Annotated in this window: 19 protein-coding genes; 5 read left to right on the plus strand and 14 right to left on the minus strand. The window is 72.4% G+C overall.

Annotation, left to right across the window (positions count from 1 at the left end; all coding sequences use genetic code 11):
• Window positions 1–21: 21 nt before the first annotated feature.
• Complete coding sequence (locus tag M8542_RS14890; RefSeq protein WP_257920736.1) at window positions 22–918, plus strand: LysR family transcriptional regulator; 897 nt, start codon at window positions 22–24, stop codon at window positions 916–918.
• On the opposite strand, the gene M8542_RS14895 is transcribed toward M8542_RS14890, so the two are convergent.
• The gene (locus M8542_RS14895; RefSeq protein WP_257920737.1) at window positions 846–1,841 is read right to left on the minus strand and encodes an aldo/keto reductase; all 996 of its coding nucleotides are present in this window, start codon (window positions 1,839–1,841) and stop codon (window positions 846–848) included. The two genes, M8542_RS14890 and M8542_RS14895, sit on opposite strands and share 73 nt — an antisense overlap.
• A 47-nt stretch (window positions 1,842–1,888) precedes the next feature.
• On the opposite strand from M8542_RS14895, the gene pdxR reads away from it, so the two are divergent.
• Both pdxR and M8542_RS14905 read left to right on the plus strand, forming a co-directional pair.
• Window positions 1,889–3,205 (plus strand): MocR-like pyridoxine biosynthesis transcription factor PdxR, encoded by a 1,317-nt coding sequence (gene pdxR, locus M8542_RS14900; RefSeq protein WP_257920738.1) that lies wholly within the window; start codon window positions 1,889–1,891, stop codon window positions 3,203–3,205.
• 103 nt (window positions 3,206–3,308) lie between these two features.
• The gene (locus M8542_RS14905) at window positions 3,309–6,548 is read left to right on the plus strand and encodes a GH92 family glycosyl hydrolase (protein WP_257920739.1); all 3,240 of its coding nucleotides are present in this window, start codon (window positions 3,309–3,311) and stop codon (window positions 6,546–6,548) included.
• Here M8542_RS14905 and M8542_RS14910 read toward each other — a convergent pair.
• From M8542_RS14910 to M8542_RS14930, 5 genes are all read right to left on the minus strand, one after another.
• A complete protein-coding gene (locus M8542_RS14910; RefSeq protein ID WP_257920740.1) occupies window positions 6,535–7,434 on the minus strand; it encodes an RNA polymerase subunit sigma-70 in 900 nt (299 codons plus the stop codon). The two genes, M8542_RS14905 and M8542_RS14910, sit on opposite strands and share 14 nt — an antisense overlap.
• 38 nt (window positions 7,435–7,472) lie before the next feature.
• The gene (locus tag M8542_RS14915) at window positions 7,473–7,997 is read right to left on the minus strand and encodes a DUF4231 domain-containing protein (protein WP_257920741.1); all 525 of its coding nucleotides are present in this window, start codon (window positions 7,995–7,997) and stop codon (window positions 7,473–7,475) included.
• A gap of 39 nt (window positions 7,998–8,036) precedes the next feature.
• Complete coding sequence (locus M8542_RS14920; RefSeq protein ID WP_257921054.1) at window positions 8,037–9,095, minus strand: glycosyltransferase; 1,059 nt, start codon at window positions 9,093–9,095, stop codon at window positions 8,037–8,039.
• An 87-nt stretch (window positions 9,096–9,182) separates the two neighbouring features.
• Window positions 9,183–10,667 (minus strand): serine/threonine-protein kinase, encoded by a 1,485-nt coding sequence (locus tag M8542_RS14925; RefSeq protein WP_257920742.1) that lies wholly within the window; start codon window positions 10,665–10,667, stop codon window positions 9,183–9,185.
• A 136-nt stretch (window positions 10,668–10,803) separates the two neighbouring features.
• Window positions 10,804–11,604 (minus strand): inositol monophosphatase family protein, encoded by an 801-nt coding sequence (locus M8542_RS14930; RefSeq protein WP_257920743.1) that lies wholly within the window; start codon window positions 11,602–11,604, stop codon window positions 10,804–10,806.
• Window positions 11,605–11,632: 28 nt separating this feature from the next.
• Here M8542_RS14930 and M8542_RS14935 point away from each other — a divergent pair, with 28 nt between their 5' ends.
• Entirely contained in the window at window positions 11,633–12,331 is a 699-nt protein-coding gene (locus tag M8542_RS14935; protein ID WP_257920744.1) for a creatininase family protein, read from the plus strand.
• Here the strand turns inward: M8542_RS14935 and ribA are convergent.
• Genes ribA through M8542_RS14965 form a run of 6 tightly spaced genes read right to left on the minus strand, consistent with a single transcriptional unit; the run spans window position 12,317 to window position 17,263 of the window.
• On the minus strand, window positions 12,317–12,973 hold the full coding sequence (gene ribA, locus M8542_RS14940) for a GTP cyclohydrolase II (protein WP_257920745.1): 657 nt from the start codon (window positions 12,971–12,973) through the stop codon (window positions 12,317–12,319). The genes M8542_RS14935 and ribA overlap by 15 nt on opposite strands.
• Entirely contained in the window at window positions 12,970–13,989 is a 1,020-nt protein-coding gene (locus M8542_RS14945) for a lysylphosphatidylglycerol synthase transmembrane domain-containing protein (protein WP_257920746.1), read from the minus strand. Before M8542_RS14945 ends, ribA begins: the two co-directional genes overlap by 4 nt.
• Window positions 13,986–14,810, minus strand: a complete 825-nt coding sequence (locus tag M8542_RS14950) for a methyltransferase domain-containing protein (RefSeq protein ID WP_257920747.1) — start codon at window positions 14,808–14,810, stop codon at window positions 13,986–13,988. Before M8542_RS14950 ends, M8542_RS14945 begins: the two co-directional genes overlap by 4 nt.
• Window positions 14,807–15,874 (minus strand): glycosyltransferase family 4 protein, encoded by a 1,068-nt coding sequence (locus M8542_RS14955; protein ID WP_257920748.1) that lies wholly within the window; start codon window positions 15,872–15,874, stop codon window positions 14,807–14,809. Before M8542_RS14955 ends, M8542_RS14950 begins: the two co-directional genes overlap by 4 nt.
• A complete protein-coding gene (locus M8542_RS14960) occupies window positions 15,871–16,269 on the minus strand; it encodes a 6-pyruvoyl trahydropterin synthase family protein (RefSeq protein WP_257920749.1) in 399 nt (132 codons plus the stop codon). Before M8542_RS14960 ends, M8542_RS14955 begins: the two co-directional genes overlap by 4 nt.
• Window positions 16,247–17,263: a zinc-dependent alcohol dehydrogenase gene (locus tag M8542_RS14965; protein ID WP_257920750.1), complete on the minus strand. Its 1,017-nt coding sequence runs from the start codon at window positions 17,261–17,263 to the stop codon at window positions 16,247–16,249. The genes M8542_RS14960 and M8542_RS14965 overlap by 23 nt, the downstream gene beginning before the upstream one ends.
• 77 nt (window positions 17,264–17,340) lie before the next feature.
• Between M8542_RS14965 and M8542_RS14970 the strand changes: the two genes are divergently transcribed.
• Entirely contained in the window at window positions 17,341–18,093 is a 753-nt protein-coding gene (locus tag M8542_RS14970) for a CDP-alcohol phosphatidyltransferase family protein (protein WP_257920751.1), read from the plus strand.
• Between the two features lie 107 nt (window positions 18,094–18,200).
• Here M8542_RS14970 and ligD read toward each other — a convergent pair whose 3' ends face one another.
• A complete protein-coding gene (gene ligD / locus M8542_RS14975) occupies window positions 18,201–19,154 on the minus strand; it encodes a non-homologous end-joining DNA ligase (protein WP_257920752.1) in 954 nt (317 codons plus the stop codon).
• Between the two features lie 38 nt (window positions 19,155–19,192).
• Window positions 19,193–20,767: a DUF8728 domain-containing protein gene (locus M8542_RS14980; protein ID WP_257920753.1), complete on the minus strand. Its 1,575-nt coding sequence runs from the start codon at window positions 20,765–20,767 to the stop codon at window positions 19,193–19,195.
• Window positions 20,768–20,812 lie beyond the last annotated feature (45 nt).

Consider the following 20,812-nt stretch of genomic DNA (forward strand, 5'->3'; position numbering starts at 1 on the left):
GGAACGCCGATGGGGGGCCTCATGGAACTGCGCCACCTGCGCACCTTCCGCGTCGTCGCGCGGACGCTCAACTTCACCCACGCCGCCGCCGAGCTGCACTACGCGCAGTCCAGTGTCACCGAACAAATCCAGGCCCTCGAAGCCGAACTCGGCGCGAAACTCTTCGACCGGGCGCGACGGCTGCGGCTCACCGCCGCCGGGACGCGGCTGATCACCTACGCCGACCAGGTTCTCGACCTCGTCGAGGAAGCCAAGGCCGCCGTCGACGAAGAACGCGGTGAGCCCGACGGTGAGCTGACCATCGGTGCGCTGGAAACCCTTTGCACGCACTGGGTTCCGCCGGTTCTCGGTGCCTACCGGGCGAAGTGGCCGCGGGTTCGGCTGACCGTCAAAGAAGGCGGGCGGGGCGAGCTTTACCACGCCGTCAGATCGTCCGAAATGGACGTTTGCTTCACCTTCGGTGCCGCGCCGGACGATCTCGCCAGCCGGAAACTCGGTGAAGTGCCGCTGGTCGTCATCGTGCCGACGGGGCATCCGCTGGCGGGCAACACAATGGTCAAGCCCGACCAGCTGCGTGGAGTCGGATTTCTCGCCACGCCGAAAGGGTGTGGCTTCCGGGAAATGCTGGACCGGCTCGACGGCCCCGTCGTCGAGACCGAGGTCGGCAGCCTCGCCGCGCTCGGGCGGTGCGTGGCCGCCGGGATGGGGTGCGGGATCGTGCCCGCCATGGTCGACCACCCCGGCGCCGTCGCCGTCCCGCTCGACGGCGAGACCGCCGACGTCACCCTCACCTGGCGGCGGCGCGACGAACGCACACCGAACGTCGCCGCGCTGCTCGCCACCGCTCAGGCGTTGTCCAGCAACGACATGCACTCCTCCGGGAGGTCCAAAGTGAACGCCGGGGCGATCGACTCGTAGTGCTCCCACGTGCGCGGGCCGATCAACGGGATCACCCCGCGACGCAGCAGCCACGCCAGCGCGACCTGGTTGCCCGAACACCCCAGCGAAGCCGCCACTTTGGACACCGCCGCCAAGCGGGACTCCGAGTCCGGTCCCGCGTACGCGCGCCAGATCTGCGTCGACTCGCGGTAGCCCGGATCGTCGTAGATCCCGCGCAGCAGCGACGAATACGCCGCCAGGGAGACGTCCGGGTGCGCGGCCAGCCAGTCCAGCAGCTCGCCGCCCGCGATCGACGGGACGTCGGCGCCCGTGGGGCGCAGGTACGAGTGCTGCACCTGGACCGCCACCGGCGACGCCCAGCCCCGGGCCAAGGCCAGCGACCGGATCCGGTCCAGGCGCCAGGTCCGGACGTTGCTCCAGCCGATGTAACGCACCTTGCCCGACCGCACCAGTCCGTCCAAAGCGGACAGTGTCTCCTCGAGTGGCTCGCGGCGGAGGTCCACGTGCACGTAGTACAGGTCGATGTGGTCGGTGCCGAGACGTCGCAGGCTTTCCTCCGCCGCCCGCTCGATCACCGCCGCGCCCGCCCCTTCGTAAGTGCGCTCCCGGGCTTCCCAGTCCGTCGTGCCGTCCGGGCGCGCGGCGGCGCGGGCCGCCGGCAGGTCGAGCGGCTGCGCCGACACCTTCGTCGCCAGGAACACCCGATCCCGGCGGCCGCGCAGCAGTTTCCCCAGCATGGACTCGCTTTCGCCGCCGCTGAACGACGGTCCCGCCCACCACGCGTAGCAGTTCGCCGTGTCCAGGAAGTCGCCGCCCGCGTCGAGGTACGCGTCCAGGATGCGAGCCGACGTCGGCTCGTCGGTCGACGTGCCCATCGTCATGCAGCCCAGCGACACCTGGCTGACGTGCTGACCGGTCCGGCCCAGTTCCACCTTCTTCATGCCCACGAACCTAAGAGAGAATCGGTCCGGTACTACAGTCCAATCCTGTGGCCGGATCACAGACCAATTGGGGCGTCCTGCTGGAACTGAGCGGGCCTGGGCCGAAACACGCCCAGCTCGCGCGTGCCCTGCGCACGGCGATCCGCGGGCTCGAAGACGGCGCCGCCGTGCCGCCGAGCCGTCAGCTCGCCGCCGACCTCGGGTGCTCGCGGTGGGTCGTCACGCAGGCCTACGCCCAGCTCGTCGCCGAGGGGTACCTCGACGGGCGCACCGGCTCCGCCACCCGGGTCCGGCGGGTCGGCAGCGCCGCCGAGCCGAAGCCGCCGGTGCCGGTCAAACAACCGCGCCACGACCTCGCGCCCGGACTGCCCGACCTGCGGCACTTCCCCCGGCAGCGGTGGGCGGACGCGGTGCGCGGGGTGCTCGCCACCGCGCCCCACACCGACCTGGGGCTTCCCGGCAAAGCCGGCCACCCGCGGCTGCGCGCGACCCTCGCCGGCTACCTGCGGCGGGTCCGCGGCGCCGAAACTGACGACGTCGTGGTCTGCGGCGGGGTCACCGACGGCGTGACCCGGGTCTGCCGGGCCCTCCGGGAAAAGGGCATCACGCGCCTCGCCGTCGAAGACCCCGGCTGGACGCGGTTGTGGCGTGCGGCCGAAAGCACCGGGATGGGCATCGACCCGGTGCCGGTCGACGACGAAGGCATCGACGTCGGCCGCATCCCGCGCGGCACCCGGGCCGTGCTCGTCACGCCCGCGCACCAGTTCCCCACCGGCACCGTGCTCTCGCCCCGACGGCGGGCCGGCCTGGTGGCCTGGGTGCGGGACGTCGACGGACTCGTCCTCGAAGACGACTACGACGCCGAGTTCCGCTACGACCGGCGGCCCGTCGGCACCGTCCAGGGCACCGATCCGGGGCGGGTCGCGCTCTTCGGCAGCGTCAGCAAGACGCTCAGCCCGGCGCTCGGCCTCGGCTGGGTCGCGCTCCCTCCACAGTGGACACTGTCGGGCCACGCGCCGCCCGTGGTCGACCAGCTCGCGCTCGCCGCGTTCGTCGAGAGCGGTGGCTACGACCGGCACCTGCGGGCCGCGCGGCTGCGCTACCGCGCCCGGCGCGACCGGCTCGTCGACGCGCTCGGTCCCGCCCGGCTCTCCGGCGCCGCGGCCGGGCTGCACCTCGTCCTGCACCTCGACCGGGACGCCGCCGAGGTGAAAAGAAGCGCGGGCGAGAAGGGCGTCAAAGTCGCCGATCTCGACGACTACCGGAGCGCGCCCGGCGCCCCCGCGCTCGTCCTCGGCTACGGCAACCTCGCCGACAACGCTGTCGAGACCGCGGCCCGGTTACTGCGCGAAGCCGCCGGCTGAGGTCTTCTCAAACGCCCATCGAGGTGGAAAGCTGCTGTCCGAACCGAGGGCCTGACCAAAGGTCCACTTCTGACAACGTTGTCATCTCCTGGGAGGTGCGCCCATGTGGTCGCAGAGCAGACGGTTGGCCGCCGCGGTGGCCGCGGGGGTGGTGGTCGCCGGCCTGACGCCCGCCGTCGCGCAGGCCGCGCCCGCGCCGGTGGATCCGGTGGGCCTGGTCAACCCGTTCGTCGGCACGCAGAACTTCGGCAACACGTTCCCCGGCGCGAGCGCGCCCTTCGGCATGGTGCAGGTCAGCCCGGACACCGGCGGGCAGGGCGGCTACGACTACCTGCAGAACGCGATCTACGGCTTCAGCCAGACGCACCTGTCCGGCGTCGGCTGCGGTGTCATGGGCGAGCTGCCGATCATGCCGACGACCGGCGCCGTCGACAACGTTGACAAGAACGCCTACAAGTCGGAGTACAGCCACGACGACGAGCACGCCGAGCCGGGCTACTACCGCGTCGGGCTCAAGAAGTACGGCGTGAACGCGGAGCTGACGGCGACGGCGCGCACCGGCTGGCAGCGCTACACCTTCCCCTCGACCGGGCAGGCGAACGTCCTGTTCAACACCGGTCAGGCCAACCAGTCCGTCAAGGACTCCGAGATCCACGTCGTCGGCGACCGGACCCTCGAAGGCCGTGTCAAGGCCGGCGGGTTCTGCGCCGGCCACGACGAGCACACCGTCTACTTCACCGCGACCTTCGACCGGCCGTTCAGCTCGTTTGGCACCTGGCGCGACTCGACGCGCACCCCGGGCAGCCGCGACGCCGCGGGCACCGGCGGCAACGGCGCCTGGGCGAGCTTCGACGCGAGCACCGACCACGACGTCGTGCTGAAGGTCGGCCTGTCCTACACGGGTCTCGACGGCGCGCGGAAGAACCTCGCGGCGGAAACGAAGGACTTCGACTTCGACGCCACGAAGGCCGCCCTGCACCAGCAGTGGGCCGACAAGCTGGGCGCGATCAAGATCGGCGGCGGCACGACCGAGCGGCAGACGGCGTTCTACACCGCGCTCTACCACGCGCAGCTGCACCCGAACCTGGCCGGCGACACCGACGGCGCGTACACCGGCTTCGACGGCAAGGTGCACACCGCGAGCGGTTACACGCCGTACCAGAACTTCTCGCTCTGGGACACCTACCGCCCGCAGAACCAGCTCCTCGAAATGCTCGAACCGCAGGTCGCACGGGACGTCGCGTTGTCGGTCGTGGCCATCGGCCGTGACGGCGGGTGGCTGCCGCGGTGGGCGCTGGCCGAGAGCGAAACCAACATCATGACCGGCGACCCGGTGACGCCGTTCCTCGTGGAAGCGTGGTCGAAGGGCCTCCTCGCCGGGCACGAAGAAGAGGCGTACGCGCTGCTCAAGAAGAACGCGACGAGCACACCGCCCGCCGACTCGCCGTACAACGGGCGCTCCGGCGTCAACTACTACAACGACCGCGGCTACATCCCGAGCGGCCTGGAACTCGGCAAGGACTGCGCGGCCAAGGGCGGCGACAACGACTGCGAGCACCCGGCGTCGGCGACCATGGAGTACTCGGCGGCCGACGCGGCGCTGGCGTTGATGGCCGGCGGGCTCGGCCACAAGGCGGACGCGAAGATGTTCGCCGACCGCGGCCAGTGGTACCGCAATTTGTGGGACTCCTCGACGCAGCAGTTCCGCCCGCGCACGACCGAAGGCACGTTCCTCACGCCGTACAACCCGGTCGACGCCGACCACCAGTTCCACGAGGGCGGCGCCTACCAGTACCAGTGGCTCGTGCCGCAGGACCCGAGCGGGCTCGTGTCGCTGATGGGCGGCAAGAAGTCGACGGAGAAGCGGCTCGACTCCTTCTTCGCGTACGACAACTTGCTGAAGGACCCGGCGGGCACCGCGCGCAATGACTGGATCTCCAGCCCGTACGACTACTACGGCAAGGCGACCTACAACCCGAACAACGAGCCCGACCTGCTCGCGCCGTACATGTACCTGTGGGCGGGCGCGCCGGCCAAGACGGCGACCGTCGTCCGCGCGGCGATGACGTTGTTCACCACCGGCCCGGACGGCATGACCGGCAACGACGACCTCGGCACGATGTCCGCCTGGTACGTCTTCTCCTCGCTCGGGCTGTACCCGACGATGAGCGGCGCGAACTTCCTCGCGGTGTCGAGCCCGCAGTTCGAGTCGGCGACCGTCCGGATCGGACAGTACGGCCGCTCGCAGGGCGGCACGCTCACGGTGAACGCGCCGGGTGCGTCCGACGCGAACCGGTACGTCCAGAGCGTGTCGCTGAACGGCCGGAACGTCCGGGAGACGTCGCTGGACTGGTCTGCCGTGGCCCACGGCGGCGTGCTTTCGCACAAGCTGGGGTCCAAGCCGTCTTCGTGGGGTGTCGGGTCCGAGCCGCCGTCGGTGAACAAGGCCGCCGGTGACCTGCGCCGGCACGTCGATGCGTCGCTGCGGCAGACGTCGGTGGTGATCCCGGCGGGCGCGGCGCAGCAGGTGCACCTCGACTTGGACGTCCTCGCGCAGAACCCGCTGCTGCAGCCGGTGACGGTTTCGGCGACCGCGCCGGCGGGCTGGAAGGTCCGGGTTCAGCCGGTCGACCTGATCTGGTCGGGGCGGCTGCCGGTGCAGAAGACGGTGCCGATCACGGTTTCCGTGCCGGCCGGGACCGCGTTGGGCACTTACCCCGTGCAGGTCAAGGTGAGCGGGCTGGGCGCGAACGCGGTGTCCCGGTCGGCCACGGTCGAGGTCCGGACGCCGTCGGCGTGCGCTGCTTCGGGCCAGTCGTGCGCGGTCGACCTGGGCCGCGACTACAACCACGACGGCACAGCGACAGTTTCGGCGTCCACGGAGGGCAACTTCGACGGCGGCGGCTGGAGCTACGACGCCTCGCTGCTCCCGGCGGCGGGCCCGGTGACCTGGGACGGCGTCACGTACGCGGCTCCGGACGCTTCGGGGACTTCGCCCAACTTCGTGGAGGCCCGCGGGCAGTCGTTGCTGCTGCCGGCGGGGCAGCACGGCGTCTTGCGGTTGGTCGGGTCATCGCACAACGGCCCGGTGTCGACGACGCTGACCGCGCACTACACGGACGGCACGAGCGCCGACCTCGCGATGACGTTCGCCGACTGGGCCGGTTCGGGTGCGTCGGTCGTCCTCGACATGCCGCACCGCATCAAGGCGGGCAGCGGCGTCGACGGGCCGCCGGTCCGGCTGTTCGGCGTCTCGGCGGCGTTGGACAGCGGTAAGACGCTGCAGTCGGTGAGCCTGCCGAACGACCCGCGGGTCGAGATCTACGCGCTCACCCTGGCGTGATGGTCCGGTTCGCCGGGTCCGGCCCGGCGAACCGCTCCACCAGGTCAGGGAAGCCGAACACGGTGATCCGCGCGATCCCGCCCTTCCCCAGCGTCAGCACCGCGATCCCCCACGGCTCGCCCCGGTACCAGGTCACCGCGGCGGGCTGGCCGTTCGCGCGGGTCGGCGTCATGCGCCACTCGCCCGGGGCGCCCATCACCGTGCGGAGGAACGCGACGCACGTCTCGCGGCCGGCGAACCACGTCCGTGACGGCACCGGCTCGATCACCGCGTCCTCGCGCAGGATCTCTTCCAACGCCGTCAGGTCCGAGTTCATGAACGCGCTCATGTAGCGGTTCAGCAGCGAAAGCTGCTCCGGCTCGGTCAGCTCGCCGACCTCGCGGGGTGCGTCGAGGGTCGCCCGGGCGCGTTGGAGCGTGCTCTTCACCGCCGCCACCGTCGTGCCTAGCATCTCCGCGACCTCCGCCGCCGGGAACGCCAGGACCTCGCGCAGGATCAGCACCGCCCGCTGCCGAGGCGGGAGCAGCTGCAGCCCCGCGATCAGCGCCAGCCGGACACCGTCGCGGGCCAGCGCGATCTCCGCCGGGTCCGACGACGACGGCGTGATCAGCGCGTCCGGGATCGGGCGGGGCCAGGCGTCGCCCGGGTCCGCGGCGTCCAGTCCCGACGGCATCGGCCGCCGTCCCCGCTGCTCCAACGCCGTGAGGCACGCGTTGGTCGCGATCCGGTAGAGCCACGAGCGCAGCGACGCCCGGCCTTCGAAGCGGTCGTACGCCCGCCACGCGCGCAGGTACGTCTCCTGCACGACGTCTTCCGCCTCCTCAGGCGTGCCGAGCATGCGGTAGCAGTGCGCGAGCAGTTCGCGGCGATACGACTCGAAGTCCATACCCTTCCTGACCGTCGAGGAGGCGAAAAGGAATCGGCTCAGGCGCGGATTTCCGGGGACTGCGGTGGCCGGTCGAGCTTGCGGAACTCGACCCACTGGCGGCTGGCGTCGGCCCAGGTCACCTGATGCCGGGCGAAGAACTCCTGGAGCCGCTCGCGGCTCAGCTCGGCCGTCGGCGTGCCGACGAGGTAGTAGTCCATCTCGTCGCGGATCCGGTTGAGGTTGTAGCGCGTCTCCTCCATCAGCACCCAGCGCGAGCGCCAGTTGAAGAACGTCTCGAGCCCGCCGAGCACGGTGACCAGCGCGACCATCGGCAACGCGATCGACGCCCGCGCCGGGATCTCCTGGATGCCCAGCACCACGGTCGACGCCGCGGTCAGCAGCAGCGCGGCCACGCGCACCGCCGACGCGCGGCGGCGGAAGCGGCGCTTGCGGCTGTCGGCCCAGTCCATGTCGGCCGAGACCAGGTCGCGGAAGCCGAGGAGCTGATCGCGCAGCGGCCGGTCCGGGTCGCGGCCGGCGACTTCGAGGAACCCGCGTTCGGAATCGAGGGGGGACGCCATCGCGCCAGGTTGGCGGAGCCGTGGCTCCCGCGGCAAGCGTCAGGCGACGATGCGGGGTTCGGCCGCCAGCCTCGAGAGCGCCTGCGTGAGCCGCCGCGCCGCGACGTCCCACTCCTCCAGCGCGCTGCCCCGCCCCAGCGCCGCAGTCCGCAGCGAGCGGCGCAGCTCCGGGTCGGCGTACCAGCGGTGCAGCGCGTCGGCCAGCGCGAACGGGTCGTCCGGCGTGACCAGCAGGCCCGGCATCTCGCCGTCGGCGTCGACGCCCAGCGCGTCGTGGACCCCGCCGACCTCGGTGGCCAGCACCGGGATGCCGCGGGCCAGCGCCTGCGCGACGAACATGCCGGACGTCGCCGCGCGCGCCGGGATGACCAGCAGGTCGGCCGCGTTGTAGGCCTCGCCGAGGTCGACCGCGGCACCGGCGAGGGTGATGCGGCCGCCGAGGCCGAGCCGTTCGATCGACCAGCCCAGCTCGTCGACGTAGGCCCGGTCGCCCTCGAGCGAACCGGCCATGACGCACGACAGCGCGAGGTGGTCGACCTCGCCGAGCGCCTGGACCAGCACGTCCTGGCCGTTGCGGCGGGTGACGTCGCCGACGCACAGCAGCCGCGAGACGCCGTCGGCGCCCGCGGCGAGCGGCGCCGCGTCGGTGCCGGGCTTGGCGACGTAGACGCGGGCCGGGTCCAGGTCGTGGCGGTCGATCAGCAGCCGGGCGAGCCACGGGCTGGTCGCGACGACCATCCCGGCCATCCGCAGCGTCTCGCGTTCGCCCGCGTCCAGCTCCGCGGCGTGCGCCGGGTCGAGCCCCGGCTCGTCGGCCAGCGCTTGGTGCACCAGCACGGCCAGCCGCAGCCGCCGCGCGTGCGGGACGACGATCTCGGGCACGCCGGAGGCGATGACGCCGTCGAGCAGCACCACGGTCCGGTCGGGCAGCGCGGCCAGCGATCTCGCCAGGCGACGCCGGGACGCCGCGTCGGGGTCCGGCCACTCGCCGGCGATCGGCAGCTCCAGCACCGGCTGGCCGACGGCGGGCAGGTTCTGGCACATCCGCTTGTCGTAGGTGTCGCTCGCCGGCGGCACGGCGGGGAGGATGAACACCATCGGGTCGGCAGGCCTCATCGCTCAACCTCCAGCGTGGATCGACGGCGGGACGGCTCACCCGTCACACGTAGCCGGTGGCCCGGTGGTTCAGCCTTGCCCGTCGATCATCCAGGTGCCGTTCACCTGGACCATCGTGAAGGTGTCGGTCTCGGCCTTGCCGCCGTCGTAGAGGACGGTCGCGGTGACCCGGCTAGGCCCGGCTTCCTTCACGTTGGTCGCGTTCACCGACTTGAACCGGCCCCACCAGTTCGTGTACGTCTCGTACGTCTGGTGCCGCGAGGCCTTGAACTTGTCCGTGAGCAGCTTCCACGCTTCCGCCGGGTTGTTCGGGAGCAGGCTGTAGTAGGTGGAGAGCGCCTCGGCGGCGGTCTTGGCCGACGCCACGGTCGACACCGTGGGCGAGGTCGGCGGCGCGCTCGTCGGCGCCGGCGGCGAAGAGGACGACGAAGCCGGTGACGGAGTCGTCGAGGGTGTCACCGAAGCCGAGCTGGACGCCGGCGCGGACGGCGGGGCGGCGGTGTTGTCGGCCGGCGGTCTCTGCCGCACGACCAGCAGGATCGCGACGACGACCGCGACGCACAGCAGCGCCGCGCCCGCACCGACCGCGATCATGCCCTTGCGCGCGCCCGGCGACACGGCCGCGACCTCGCCGGCCGGCGGCACGGCGACGGTGGCCGGCACGGTCGGGACCGCCGACACCGCGGGGGCCTCGCTCTCCGGGACCGTCGCCGCGAGGACCGACTCGCCCGGTTCCGCGTCCGGCAGCAGCGCGCGCAGCTCCCGCTCGACCTCGTCCATCGACGGCCGCTCGGCCGGTTCGGACGCCAGCATGCGCAGCAGCAGCGGGGTCAGCCGCGCCGCCTTCTCCGGCGGCACGATCTCGCCGCTGGAGGCCTTGTAGAGCAAGGCGATCGGGTTGTCGGCCGTGCCGTACGGCGGCTGGCCTTCGACCGCGGCGTACAGCGTGGCGCCGAGTGAGAAGACGTCGGCGGCGAAGCTCGCGTCCTCGCCGCGGGCCACTTCGGGCGCGAGGAAGGCGGGCGTGCCGGCGATCTCGCCGGTGGCGGTCAGCTTGACGTCACCGATCGCGCGGGAGATGCCGAAGTCGGTGATCTTCGCCGTGCCGTCCTCGGAGACCAGGATGTTGGCCGGCTTCACGTCGCGGTGCACGATCCCCGCGCGGTGCGCGCCGGCCAGCGCCGAGCTGATCTGCACGCCGACGCGGATGGCGTCGTCGACCGTCGTCGGCTCCTCGCGGACCAGGACCGCGAAACTCTTCGACGGCAGGTATTCCATGATCAACCACGGCCGGTCCTCCTCTTCGAGGACGGCGAACACGGTGATCGCGTGGGAATGCTGCAGCCGGGCGGCGATCCGCGCTTCGCGCATCGCGCGGTTCTTCGCCTCTTCGGTGCGGTGCTCGTCGTGGTCGTGCGGCAGCAGGAGTTCCTTGATCGCCACCGTGCGGTCGAGCATTTCGTCCTGGGCGCGCCACACCGTGCCCATGGCGCCGCCACCGATCGGCTCGACCAGCCGGTACCGATCCCGGATCCGGCGACTTTCCACGAGCATCCACCATTCTCAACGTGTGCCGAGCGATCCGGCCAGCATGCCAGCATCACGGGCCGACCGGTACCAACGTAACCGAAAACCTTGTCCCGACGGGGCAATCGTGCGCGTGGCGCTGCCCACCAAGTACCCCGAAAGCTTAACGAACAACCCCGTACGCCCGATCAAGTGCGTCCACGATCTCCTTGCGCAGCCCGGCGCCGACCGCGATCGTCGACGACGAAGAGACCGTGTGCTCGCTGCCGTCGCGGTCCACGACGGCGCCGCCGGCCTCGCGCACGAGCAGCACGCCGGCCATGGTGTCCCACGGGTTGTTGGACAGGATCAGTGCGGCGTCGAGCTTTCCGTCCGCCACCCAGGCGAGGTCGATCGCCGCGGTGCCGAGCATCCGGATCTTCTGCGCCCGCGCGCCGAGGTCCGAAAGGAGCAGCAGCCGCGCGCGGTTCTTCTCTTCCGCGAGTTCTCCGATCGCGAAGTCACCGACGGCGATCATGGCGTCCCGCAGCTGCGTCGCTTCCGAAGCTCCGACACGCTCTCCGTTCGCGAAAGCACCTTCGCCGCGCGCCGCGGTGTAGGTGACCCCGAGGTACGGCAGGGCGATCGCGGCGACCGTGCTGTGCTCGCCGTCGACCAGGGCCAGGGAAATACCGCAGAGCGGAATTCCGCGGGCGAAGTTCGCCGTGCCGTCGATCGGGTCGAGCGCCCACCAGCGCCCGCCGCCGGCGCCGCTGCGGTCGCGCTCCTCGCCGAGCACGCCGATTTCCGGCGTTTCGGCGGTGAGGAACTCGCGCAGCGCGTCCTCGACCGCCGTGTCGACGTCGGTCACCAGGTCGCGATCACCTTTCGCCGAAACGGAAAAAGCCGGACGGGACCGGACGATTCCGGTCGCCTTCGCCACGGCTTCGCGCGCGACGTCGAGTAGTGCGGCATGCTCGCTCATGTCACCAACCTAGTGAAGGGACGCGCCGATGACCGAGCTGTTCCCGCTCGCCACCAGCGTCGACGAGCAGCGGCGCGGCGCGTCGGTCGCGGTGCTGCCGATCGGCAGCTTCGAGCAGCACGGCGCGCACCTGCCCCTGGCGACCGACACGATCATCGCGGCGACGCTGGCCCGCGAGCTCGCGGCCGTCCACCCCGTGCTCCACCTGCCCCCGATCACGATCTCCTGCTCCCACGAGCACGCGGCGTGGGCCGGCACGGTCAGCATCTCCGCGCGGACGCTGCACGCCGTGGTCACCGATGTCGCCGCGTCGCTGCGCGCGTCCGGCGTCGAGCGGCTCGTGCTGGTCAACGGGCACGGCGGCAACTACGTACTGTCCAATGTGGTCCAGGAGGCGGCCGGCGCGCTGGCGCTGTTCCCCGGCGTCGCCGACTGGCAGGCCGCGCACACCGCGGCCGGCCTGCGGACGTCACTCGACGACGACATGCACGCGGGCGAGCTGGAGACGTCGATCCTGCTGCACGCGCACCCCCACCTGGTCCGGCCCGGCCACGAGACGGCCGATCACGTCACCGACCGGGAGCACCTGCTGACGCTGGGCCTGCGGGCGTACACGGAGTCGGGGGTGGTCGGCCGCCCGTCGCTGGCGAGCGCGGCGAAGGGGCACGTCGTGCTGGACACGCTGGTCCAGCGCTTCGCCGGCGTCCTGGAGCTATTTGGCGGCTGAGAACGCCTGGTCCAGGTGCGGGAGCAGGTGGGCCATCCGGTCCGCTTTCGTGCGCAGGTAGCGCAGGCTCTCCGGGTTCGGCGGAACCAGCAGCGGCACCCGCTCGCTGATCCGGATTCCGTAGCGCGTCAGCTGTTCGACCTTCTGCGGGTTGTTCGACAGCAGCCGCACCGAGCGGACCCCCAGGTCCTGCAGGATGCTCGCCGCCGCGTGGTAGTCGCGGGCGTCGACCGGAAGGCCCTGCGCCACGTTCGCGTCGACGGTGTCGAGCCCCTCGTCCTGCTGCAGCCGCATCGCCTCGAGCTTCGCGAGCAGGCCGATGCCGCGGCCCTCGTGGCCCTGGACGTACACGAGCACGCCCGAGCCCTCCTCGACGATCCGGTCCAGCGCCGCCGCCAGCTGGTCGCCGCACTCGCAGTGCGTCGAGCCGAAGACGTCGCCGGTCAGGCACTCGCTGTGCACCCGGGTCAGGGCGCCGAGCGGCGAGACCTCGCCGTACACGAGCGCGACCTGCTCGGTGCCGGTGCGGTCGAGGTAGCCGACCGCGCGGAACGTCCCGTGCCGGGTCGGGAGCCGGGTCTCGACGACCCGCTCGACCACGGCCCGGTGCGGCAGGTCCCCGATGACTTCGCTTGCGGTCATGACTGCAACCCCACTTCCGATTCGATCCCGGTGTCCGCCGCCGTGCGCGGAGCGGGCAGGACAGCGGGGTGCGGAGCGCGGGTCACGCGGAACCCGGCGACGCTCCGGACGAGCAGGACACCGGCGCCGGGCAGGCTCGCGACCAGCGTGAGCACGCCGTAGACGACGGCGACGGTGACACCTTGGGCGGCGCCGAGACCGGCCGCGCCGAACAGCAGGGCGCAGACGCCCTCGCGCGGGCCGAAGCCGCCGATGTTGAGCGGGAGGCCCATCGCCAGCAGCACGAGGACCAGCAGCGGCAGCAGCTGCCCGACCGGCGCGTCGACGCCGGTGACGCGGGCGGCGACGACGAACAGCGCCAGGTGCCCGGCCAGCGTCGCGGCCGACAGGAAGCCCACGCCGGGCCAGGTCTCGCGGCTGAACAGGCCGAGCCGCAGGTCGGCGAGGGAGACGGCGAAGCCGCGGCGGACCTTGGACGGGCTGTGGATCCACCGGCCGCCGAACACCCGCCCGACGACCACCCCGGCGATCGCGGCCAGCACGACGACCACTCCGGCGATGGTCACGACCTCGCGGAACGCGCCGGGCACGACGTCCGGCGATGTCAGCACCACGACGACGGCGGACGCGATGAGCACGATCTGCCCGGCGGTGCGCTCCAGGACGACGGCACGCACGCCGCGCGGCACGTCACCCGAGTCGCGGCCGTGCCGGACCGCGCGGTGGACGTCGCCGAGGACGCCCGCGGGCAGCACGCCGTTGATGAACAGCGCGCGGTAGTAGTCGGCGACCGCCGTGCGCAGCGAAAGCCGCAGGCCGAGCCGGGTGGCGACGATCTGCCAGCGGCCCGCGCTGAACACCGTCGTCGCGAGGCCGATGCCGAGCGCGGCGAGCACGCCGGGAACGCTGATCCGGCCGAGGCCGTCGAGGAAGGCGTCGCTGCCGAGCTGCCAGACGAGGACACCGAGGATGGCGACCGCACCGAGGATGCGCAGCCAGGCCAGTGCGCGCTTCACGCCGCCACCTCCCCGCTCGGCGGCAGGACCAGCAGGTCGCCGTGGTGGACGACCGCGTGCAGCTCGCCGGCCGCGGCCATTTCGAAGCGTCGCTGGAGGTAGACGTCGGCGGCGGGGCGCAGCTCCGGCAACTGTTCGACGGCGGCGCCGACCCAGCCCTCGAGCCACTGCCGCTGCAGTTCCGCCTGGTCCGGCCCGAGCCGCCACGCGCTCTCGGCGCGGAGGACCGTGGCGCCGAGCCGGCCGAACGCGGTCGCGGCGACGTCCACCGCGGTCGGGCCGAGCAGCCGGCGGCCCCCGGCGAGCCGGCGCTGGTGGGCGTTGAACGCGGCGGAGAGCGAGGCGTCGAGCGGGTCGGCGGGCGAGAGCTCCACCCGGCCGGTGACCGAGAGCATCAGCAGCGCCGCGCAGCCCGCCCCGACGATCGCCGAGGCCAGCGCCGCGACCTCGGCCTTGGTCAGCAGGTCGAGCAGCGCGGACGCGGTGACCAGCGACGTCCCGTCGAGGTCCGCGGCCCGCAGCGCGGTGACGTCGGCCTGCTCGGTGACGACGTCGACGGGGCTGCCGTCCAGCGCGGTGGCCGGCAGGGCCGCGGCGGCGTGGGCGAGCAGGTCGGTGTCGTGGTCGTGCAGGATCCAGTGCTGCTCGCCGGGCAGCCGCGCGGCCAGCCAGCGGCCGAGCGAGCCGGTGCCGCAGCCGAGGTCACGCACGACGTACTCCGCGGGCAGGAAGCCGGCCAGCGGGTCGAGGAGCTCGGTGGCGCGGGCCGCGGCGTCGGCGGGTTCTCGCAGGTACAGCCAGTCCGGGGCGAAGGCGGTCATGCGGCCGCCTCCTGTCGCTGCAGGACGTCGGCGATCCGGCGCGCGGTGTCGTCCCAGCCGGTCAGCGTCTCGCGGCGCAGCTTCGCCGACGCCCGCAGCCGCGTCCGCAGCTCGGGTTCGGTGAGCCAGCGGCGCAGGGCGGCGCCGAGCGCTCCGACGTCGTCGCCGGGCACGAGCAGGCCGGGCACCGAGCCGTCCGGCGCGACGCCGACGGTGTCGGGCAGCGCGTCGACGTCGGTGGTCAGCACCGGCACCCCGCGGGCCAGCGCCTCGGTGACGACCATGCCGTAGGTCTCGGCGCGCGAAGGCAGCACGAGCAGGTCGGCGGTGTGGTAGGTCGCCGCGAGCGCCCGGCCGGTGCGCGGGCCGGTGAGCGTGAACCGGGCGCCGAGGCGGTGCTCGCGCAGCCGCTCGACGTACTTGGTCTCCCGCCGGATCCCGCCGACGCATTCGCAGGTCCAGCGCAGGTCGGCGACGGTCTCCAGGGCCTGGGCGAGCGCGCCCTGGCCCTTGCGCGGGGTCACGTTGGCCACGCAGACCAGCCGGGACACGCCGTCCGTGCCGATGGCCGGCGGCGCCGGGTCGACGCCGGGCGGCACGGCGTGCACGCGGTGCGGGGCCAGGCCGTGGTGCCCGATCAGCCGGCGCGCGGCCCACTCGCTGGTCGCGACGACCGAGCTGGCGGCCCGCAGCGTCTCGCGCTCCAGCGCGTCGAGTTCGGCGGCGAGCGACGGCGGCAGGCCGGTCTCGTCGGCCAGCGGCAGGTGCACCAGCACCGAAAGCGACAGCCGCCGCGCCTGCGGGACCACCACCTCCGGCACCCCGCAGGCGACCAGGCCGTCGAGCAGCACCGCGGCCCCGGCGGGCAGCGCCTGGAGCAGGTGCCCGAGGACCGCGCGGGCCTCGGTGTCCGGCCGCGGCCAGCTGCCGGCGACGGCGATCTCGTGGACGTCGAAGCCGGCCGCGGCGAGGCGGTCGCACAGCCGCCGGTCGTAGGTGTTGCCGCCACTCGGCACCGACGTGTCGTCGACGTCCCCGGGGAGGACCACGTAAAGGGAGTTCACAGGGCACGCTCGTAGCTGGCCCAGGCGACGTGCGACTCCTTCAGCGAGACGGCGATGCCTTCGAGGCCGCGCGCGCCCTCGCCGAGGCGTCCGGCGTGGACGGCGTCGGCGAGGCGGTCGGCGATGACCTTCGCGAGGTACTCGGTGGAGGTGTTGATGCCCTTGAACACCGGCTCGTCGTCGAGGTTGCGGTAGTTCAGGTCGCTCAGCACCGCCCCGAGCTCTTCCGTGGCCTTGCCGATGTCCACGACGATGTTGTCCTCGTCGAGCTCGGCGCGGCGGAAGGTCGCATCCACCACGAAGGTCGCGCCGTGCAGGCGTTGCGCGGGGCCGAAGACTTCCCCGCGGAAGCTGTGGGCGACCATCACGTGGTCACGGACGGTGATGCTGAACACCAAGGCCTCCGATGCGTTCGGGGTGGACGTGGTCACTGCGGCTGTACATGACACGGAGGCAGCGGGCGGATAGTTCATTCGCGGCCAACCGGGGTAGCACGGCCGGCAGATCTTCAAACCCGCACTCGTCGCTCACCAGCGCTTCGAACGCCGGATCGGCGAGCAGCTCCAGCGCGATGGCCAGGCGCTGGGCGTAACTCCGGTCCGGCCGGGCGACCGTCCCGACCTGGCTGCTGCGGATGGTCAGCCGCCGCGAATGGAAGTTCTCCCCGAGCGGGACGCGCACCGGGCGGTCGCCGTACCAGGACATCTCGACGACCACGCCTTCTGGCGCTAGGAGCTCCAGCGCCTTGGCGAGACCCGCCTCGTTCGCGCTCGCGTGCACGACGAGGTCGCAGTCGCCTTTCGCGGCCTCCGGGGTCGCGAAGCCGACACCCAGCGCTTCGGCGATCTCCGCGCATGCCGGGTCGACGTCGATCAGCTGGACGCGGGTGGCGGGGAAGCCCTGCAGCAGCTTCGCGACGCTGCAGCCGACCATCCCGGCGCCGATCACGGCGATCCGGTCGCCGAGCTTCGGCCGCGCGTCCCAAACGGCGTTGACCGCGGTCTCGACCGTGCCGGCGAGGATCGCGCGGCCGGGCGGGACGTCGTCGGGCACCGGCGTCACGGCGCTCGCGGGCACGACGTAGGCGGTCTGGTGCGGGTAGAGGCAGAAGACAGTCCGGCCCTTCAGTTCGGCCGGTCCCTGCTCGACGACGCCGACGTTGAGGTAGCCGTACTTGACCGGGCCGGGGAACTCGCCCTCCTGGAAGGGGGCGCGCATGACGTCGTGCTGGCTCGCCGGGACGCCGCCGCGGAAGACGAGGGTTTCGGTGCCCCGGGAGACGCCCGAGCAGAGCGTCCGGACGAGCACTTCGCCTTCTTCGGGGTCGGGCAGCGTCACCGGCCGGAGCGTTCCTTCGCCGGGGCGTTGAACCCAGAAAGCCTGTTCCACGTGTTCTCCTCTGCAGGCGACCGGAGGCTGTGTCGCCGCCACCCTATGAGCAGCCGTGCCGATTCGCGGAGTCGAAGATGATCAAGAACGAGGTTCTCCTACGCTCGCTGGCCCCCCTGGCGGTGCTCGCCACCACGGCCTTCGCGAGCGGTGTCCTCGCCGGGGCGACCGGGCTCGCGTACGGCCTGGCGCTGGTGTTGCTGACGGACTGGGGCCTGCGGCGCAGCGGCCGTGGCGCGTTCGGCCCGGCGGACTGGATCACGTTCGCCCGCGCGGTCCTGGTGGGCTGCGCGGCGGAGCTGGTCGCGGCCGGCGGGCACCCGCTGTGGTGGCTGGTCGGCATCGTCGCGGTGGCGCTGGCGATGGACGGCTTCGACGGCCAGGTCGCCCGCCGCACGGGCACGGCGTCGGAGTTCGGCGCGCGGTTCGACATGGAGGTCGACGCCTTCCTGATCCTGGTGCTGTGCATCCAGGTGTCCCGCACGCTGGGGCTGTGGGTGCTGGCGATCGGCCTGATGCGCTACGCGTTCGTGGCGGCCTCGTGGGCGCTGCCGTGGCTGACCGCGCCGCTGTACCCGAGCATGGCCCGCAAGACGGTGGCCGCGGTCCAGGGCGTGGTGCTGGTGGTGGCGGTGTCCGGGGTGCTGCCCGCGGTCCTGGCGTTCACCGCGGTCGCGCTCGCCTTGACGTCGCTGGTGTGGTCCTTCGGGCGGGACACCGTGTGGCTGGCCCGGCACCGCACGCCGGTTGCGCCCGCTCGGATCGTCGAGATCACCCGGACGCCCGTCAAACGTCCCGCCTTCCGGCCGAGCCACAACCAGGCGGCTTAGCGAGGCCCGGACGCAAGCGCCCCAATGTGGCCTTGGTTGCGTCAGACGCACCCAATGTGGCCTTCGGTGCGTCTGACGCACCGAAGGCCACATTGGGGCGCTTGCCCCTAGCCCGAGTCGCGCGCGGCCCGGGCTCGGCGTTTGCCCTCGTGCATCGCCACCACCCGGGCGATCGGGATCGTGTGCCCCTCCGCCACCAGATCCTCCGGCAGCACGAACGGCGACGGCATCTCCGCCGTCCACGGGTCGCCGCCGGGCAGCAGCTCCGGGACCGTCCGCACCGTGAAGTCCGCCGGCTTGACGCCGTCCAGGTCCGCCCAGCGGACCGGGAACGACACCGGCGCGTCCGGCCGGTTCCGCGGGCTGTAGACCGACACCACCGTCGCCCCGCCGGCGCGGGTCGAGTCCAGGAACACCTTGCCCTCGCGGCGGTCCTTGACGAACTCCGTCGTGCCCAGCGCCGGGTCGATGCGCTCGGCGCGGGCCGCGACCGCCCGGGTCGCCGCCGCGATGTCCTCCGTCGACTGGCCCGGCGCCAGCGGCACGAACACGTGGACACCTTTGGAGCCGCTCGTCTTCACCGCGCCGTCGAGCCCGTCCGCGCGCAGCGCCTCGCGCACCAGCTGGGCGGCCCCGATGGCCAGCGAGAACGGGCCGTCTTCGGGCGGGTCGAGGTCCAGGATCAGGTGCGTCGGCCCGTCGGCCGGGGAACCGCGGTAGAGCGAGGTGTGGAACTCGATCGCCCGCTGGTTGCCGAACCAGATCAGCGTGCGGAGGTCGTTGCACAGGGCGTAGTGGACGTCCCGTTTGGACGTCTCCGCCCACACCGCGACCCGTGCCACCCAGTCCGGTGTGTACTTCGGCAGGTTCTTCTGCATGAACGGGCCCTGCCCGCGCAGCACCCGCAGCACGGTCAGCAGCCGGTCGCGCAGCTCGGGCAGCATCCGGTCGGACACGGCTTCGAGGTAGTCCAGCCACTCCCGCTTGGTCACCCCCGCGCCGGGGAAGACCTCCTGGTCGAGACTGCTCAGCTTGACGCCGTGCCGAACCTCGTCGCTCATCGGCCCACCTTCGCGTCCCCGCGCGCGGCGGTCAACTCTCAGAACGGCAGCTGCGAGCGCAACCGGTCGAGCCAGCGGTCGATGGTGTCCTCGGGCCGGCCGGGGTCGTTGACGCGGACCGCCGCGGCCGTGCTCGCCCCGACGTGGTCGCGGACCGTCGCCGCGTACTCCGGCAGCGCGTAGACGTCCTGCCAGTACCCGGACCGCATCTCGACCGCCGCGACCTGCTCGTAGCCCGCGGTCGCCCGTTCGAAGTCGAAGCCGTAGCGCTGCCCCGCCGGCCGCGAGCCGCTCGCCGTCACCACGATCACCGTCGGCCGCGCACGCAGCACGACCTCGGTCGGGTCGGCGCCGCGGGCGATCGCCGCGTCGTTGAGCCCGATGTAGTCGATCGACTGCCAGCCGCTGTAGTACGGGATCGCGCCGGCGTCGGTGACCGCGAGGCTGCGGGCCTGCGCCGGGACCTCGGCCTCGGCCAGGCCCTTGCCGATCGCGACGTGCGCGCGCTGCAGGTCGGGGCCGTAGTTGGCGGCCGCCGCCAGGTCCGGCGGGGTCGCGCCGGCGACGGCCGACCAGCCGACGGCGACGAGCCCGAGCACCGCGCCGACCAGGCGCGGCTTGAGCGTCCCGGCCGCGAGCCCGGCGCCGAGGCACAGCACCGGGATGGCGTGGTCGGCGAACCGGTCGAGGTAGTCCATCGTCGGGCCCGAAACCGCGTAGGTCACGTACGTGACTGCCACCGTGACGACGAGCAGGATCCCTGGGCCGCGCGTCGCCCGGCGGAGCACCAGCGACAACGTCAGCAGCAGGAGCGGGAGCAGCAGCAGCGTCGTGTGCTTGGTCCACAGCCAGCCGGAGTCCAGGTGCCCGAACTTGACGTAGAAGGTGTTCGGCAGCAGCTGGCCGTAGAACCGCCAGCGCCAGACGAAGTACCCCGCGCCGACGACCACCGCGGCGCCGCTCCACAGCCAGCGCGCCCGCCCCGTCGACCGGACGAACCAGAGCACGAAGACCGGCAGCGCGGCCAGCACGCCTTCGGGCCTCAGCATGCCGAGCAGGAGCAGCAGCACCGGCGGCTCCCACGTCCGCACCCGCTCGTTCCCGAGCACGCGCAGGCCGAGCACGACGACGCGCAGCAGCACCGCGGCGAACGCGGCGGTCTCCAGACCCGCGGTGATGTGGAAGTACGTCGGCAGGAACACGACGTACGCGCCCGCGCCGACGAGGACACCGGTGAGCCCCGCGCGGCGGTGGCCTTCGCGGATCAGCAGGTACAGCGTCCCCAGGCCGAGCACCAGCGACGTGACCTTGGTGAAGAACGGCAGCGCGACGCCGAGCACCGCGCCCAGCCCGGACCAGACGACCCAGGCGAAGTTCGTGAAGCCTTCGACCCGCGGGCCCTCGACGTTCCACACCGGCCCGTGCCCGGCCGCGAGGTTCGCGGAGTACCGGAAGCTGATGAACGCGTCGTCGATCGTGAAGAACCAGGCCGCCCACGCGCCCACGAGGAAGAGAGCCAGCAGGACCAGCGAAACCACGATCAGCGGGGCGCGCCGGGTGGGCCGCGGCGGCGCGGGCGTTTCGGGCTCGACGTCCGCCTCGATCGCCGTCATGGGTTCCCCTCGGGTGGCTGTGCCGACCCGACACCTTAACCGGGG

Source organism: Amycolatopsis iheyensis (genome assembly GCF_024703995.1).
In the GTDB taxonomy this organism is placed as follows: Bacteria; Actinomycetota; Actinomycetes; order Mycobacteriales; family Pseudonocardiaceae; genus Amycolatopsis; species Amycolatopsis iheyensis.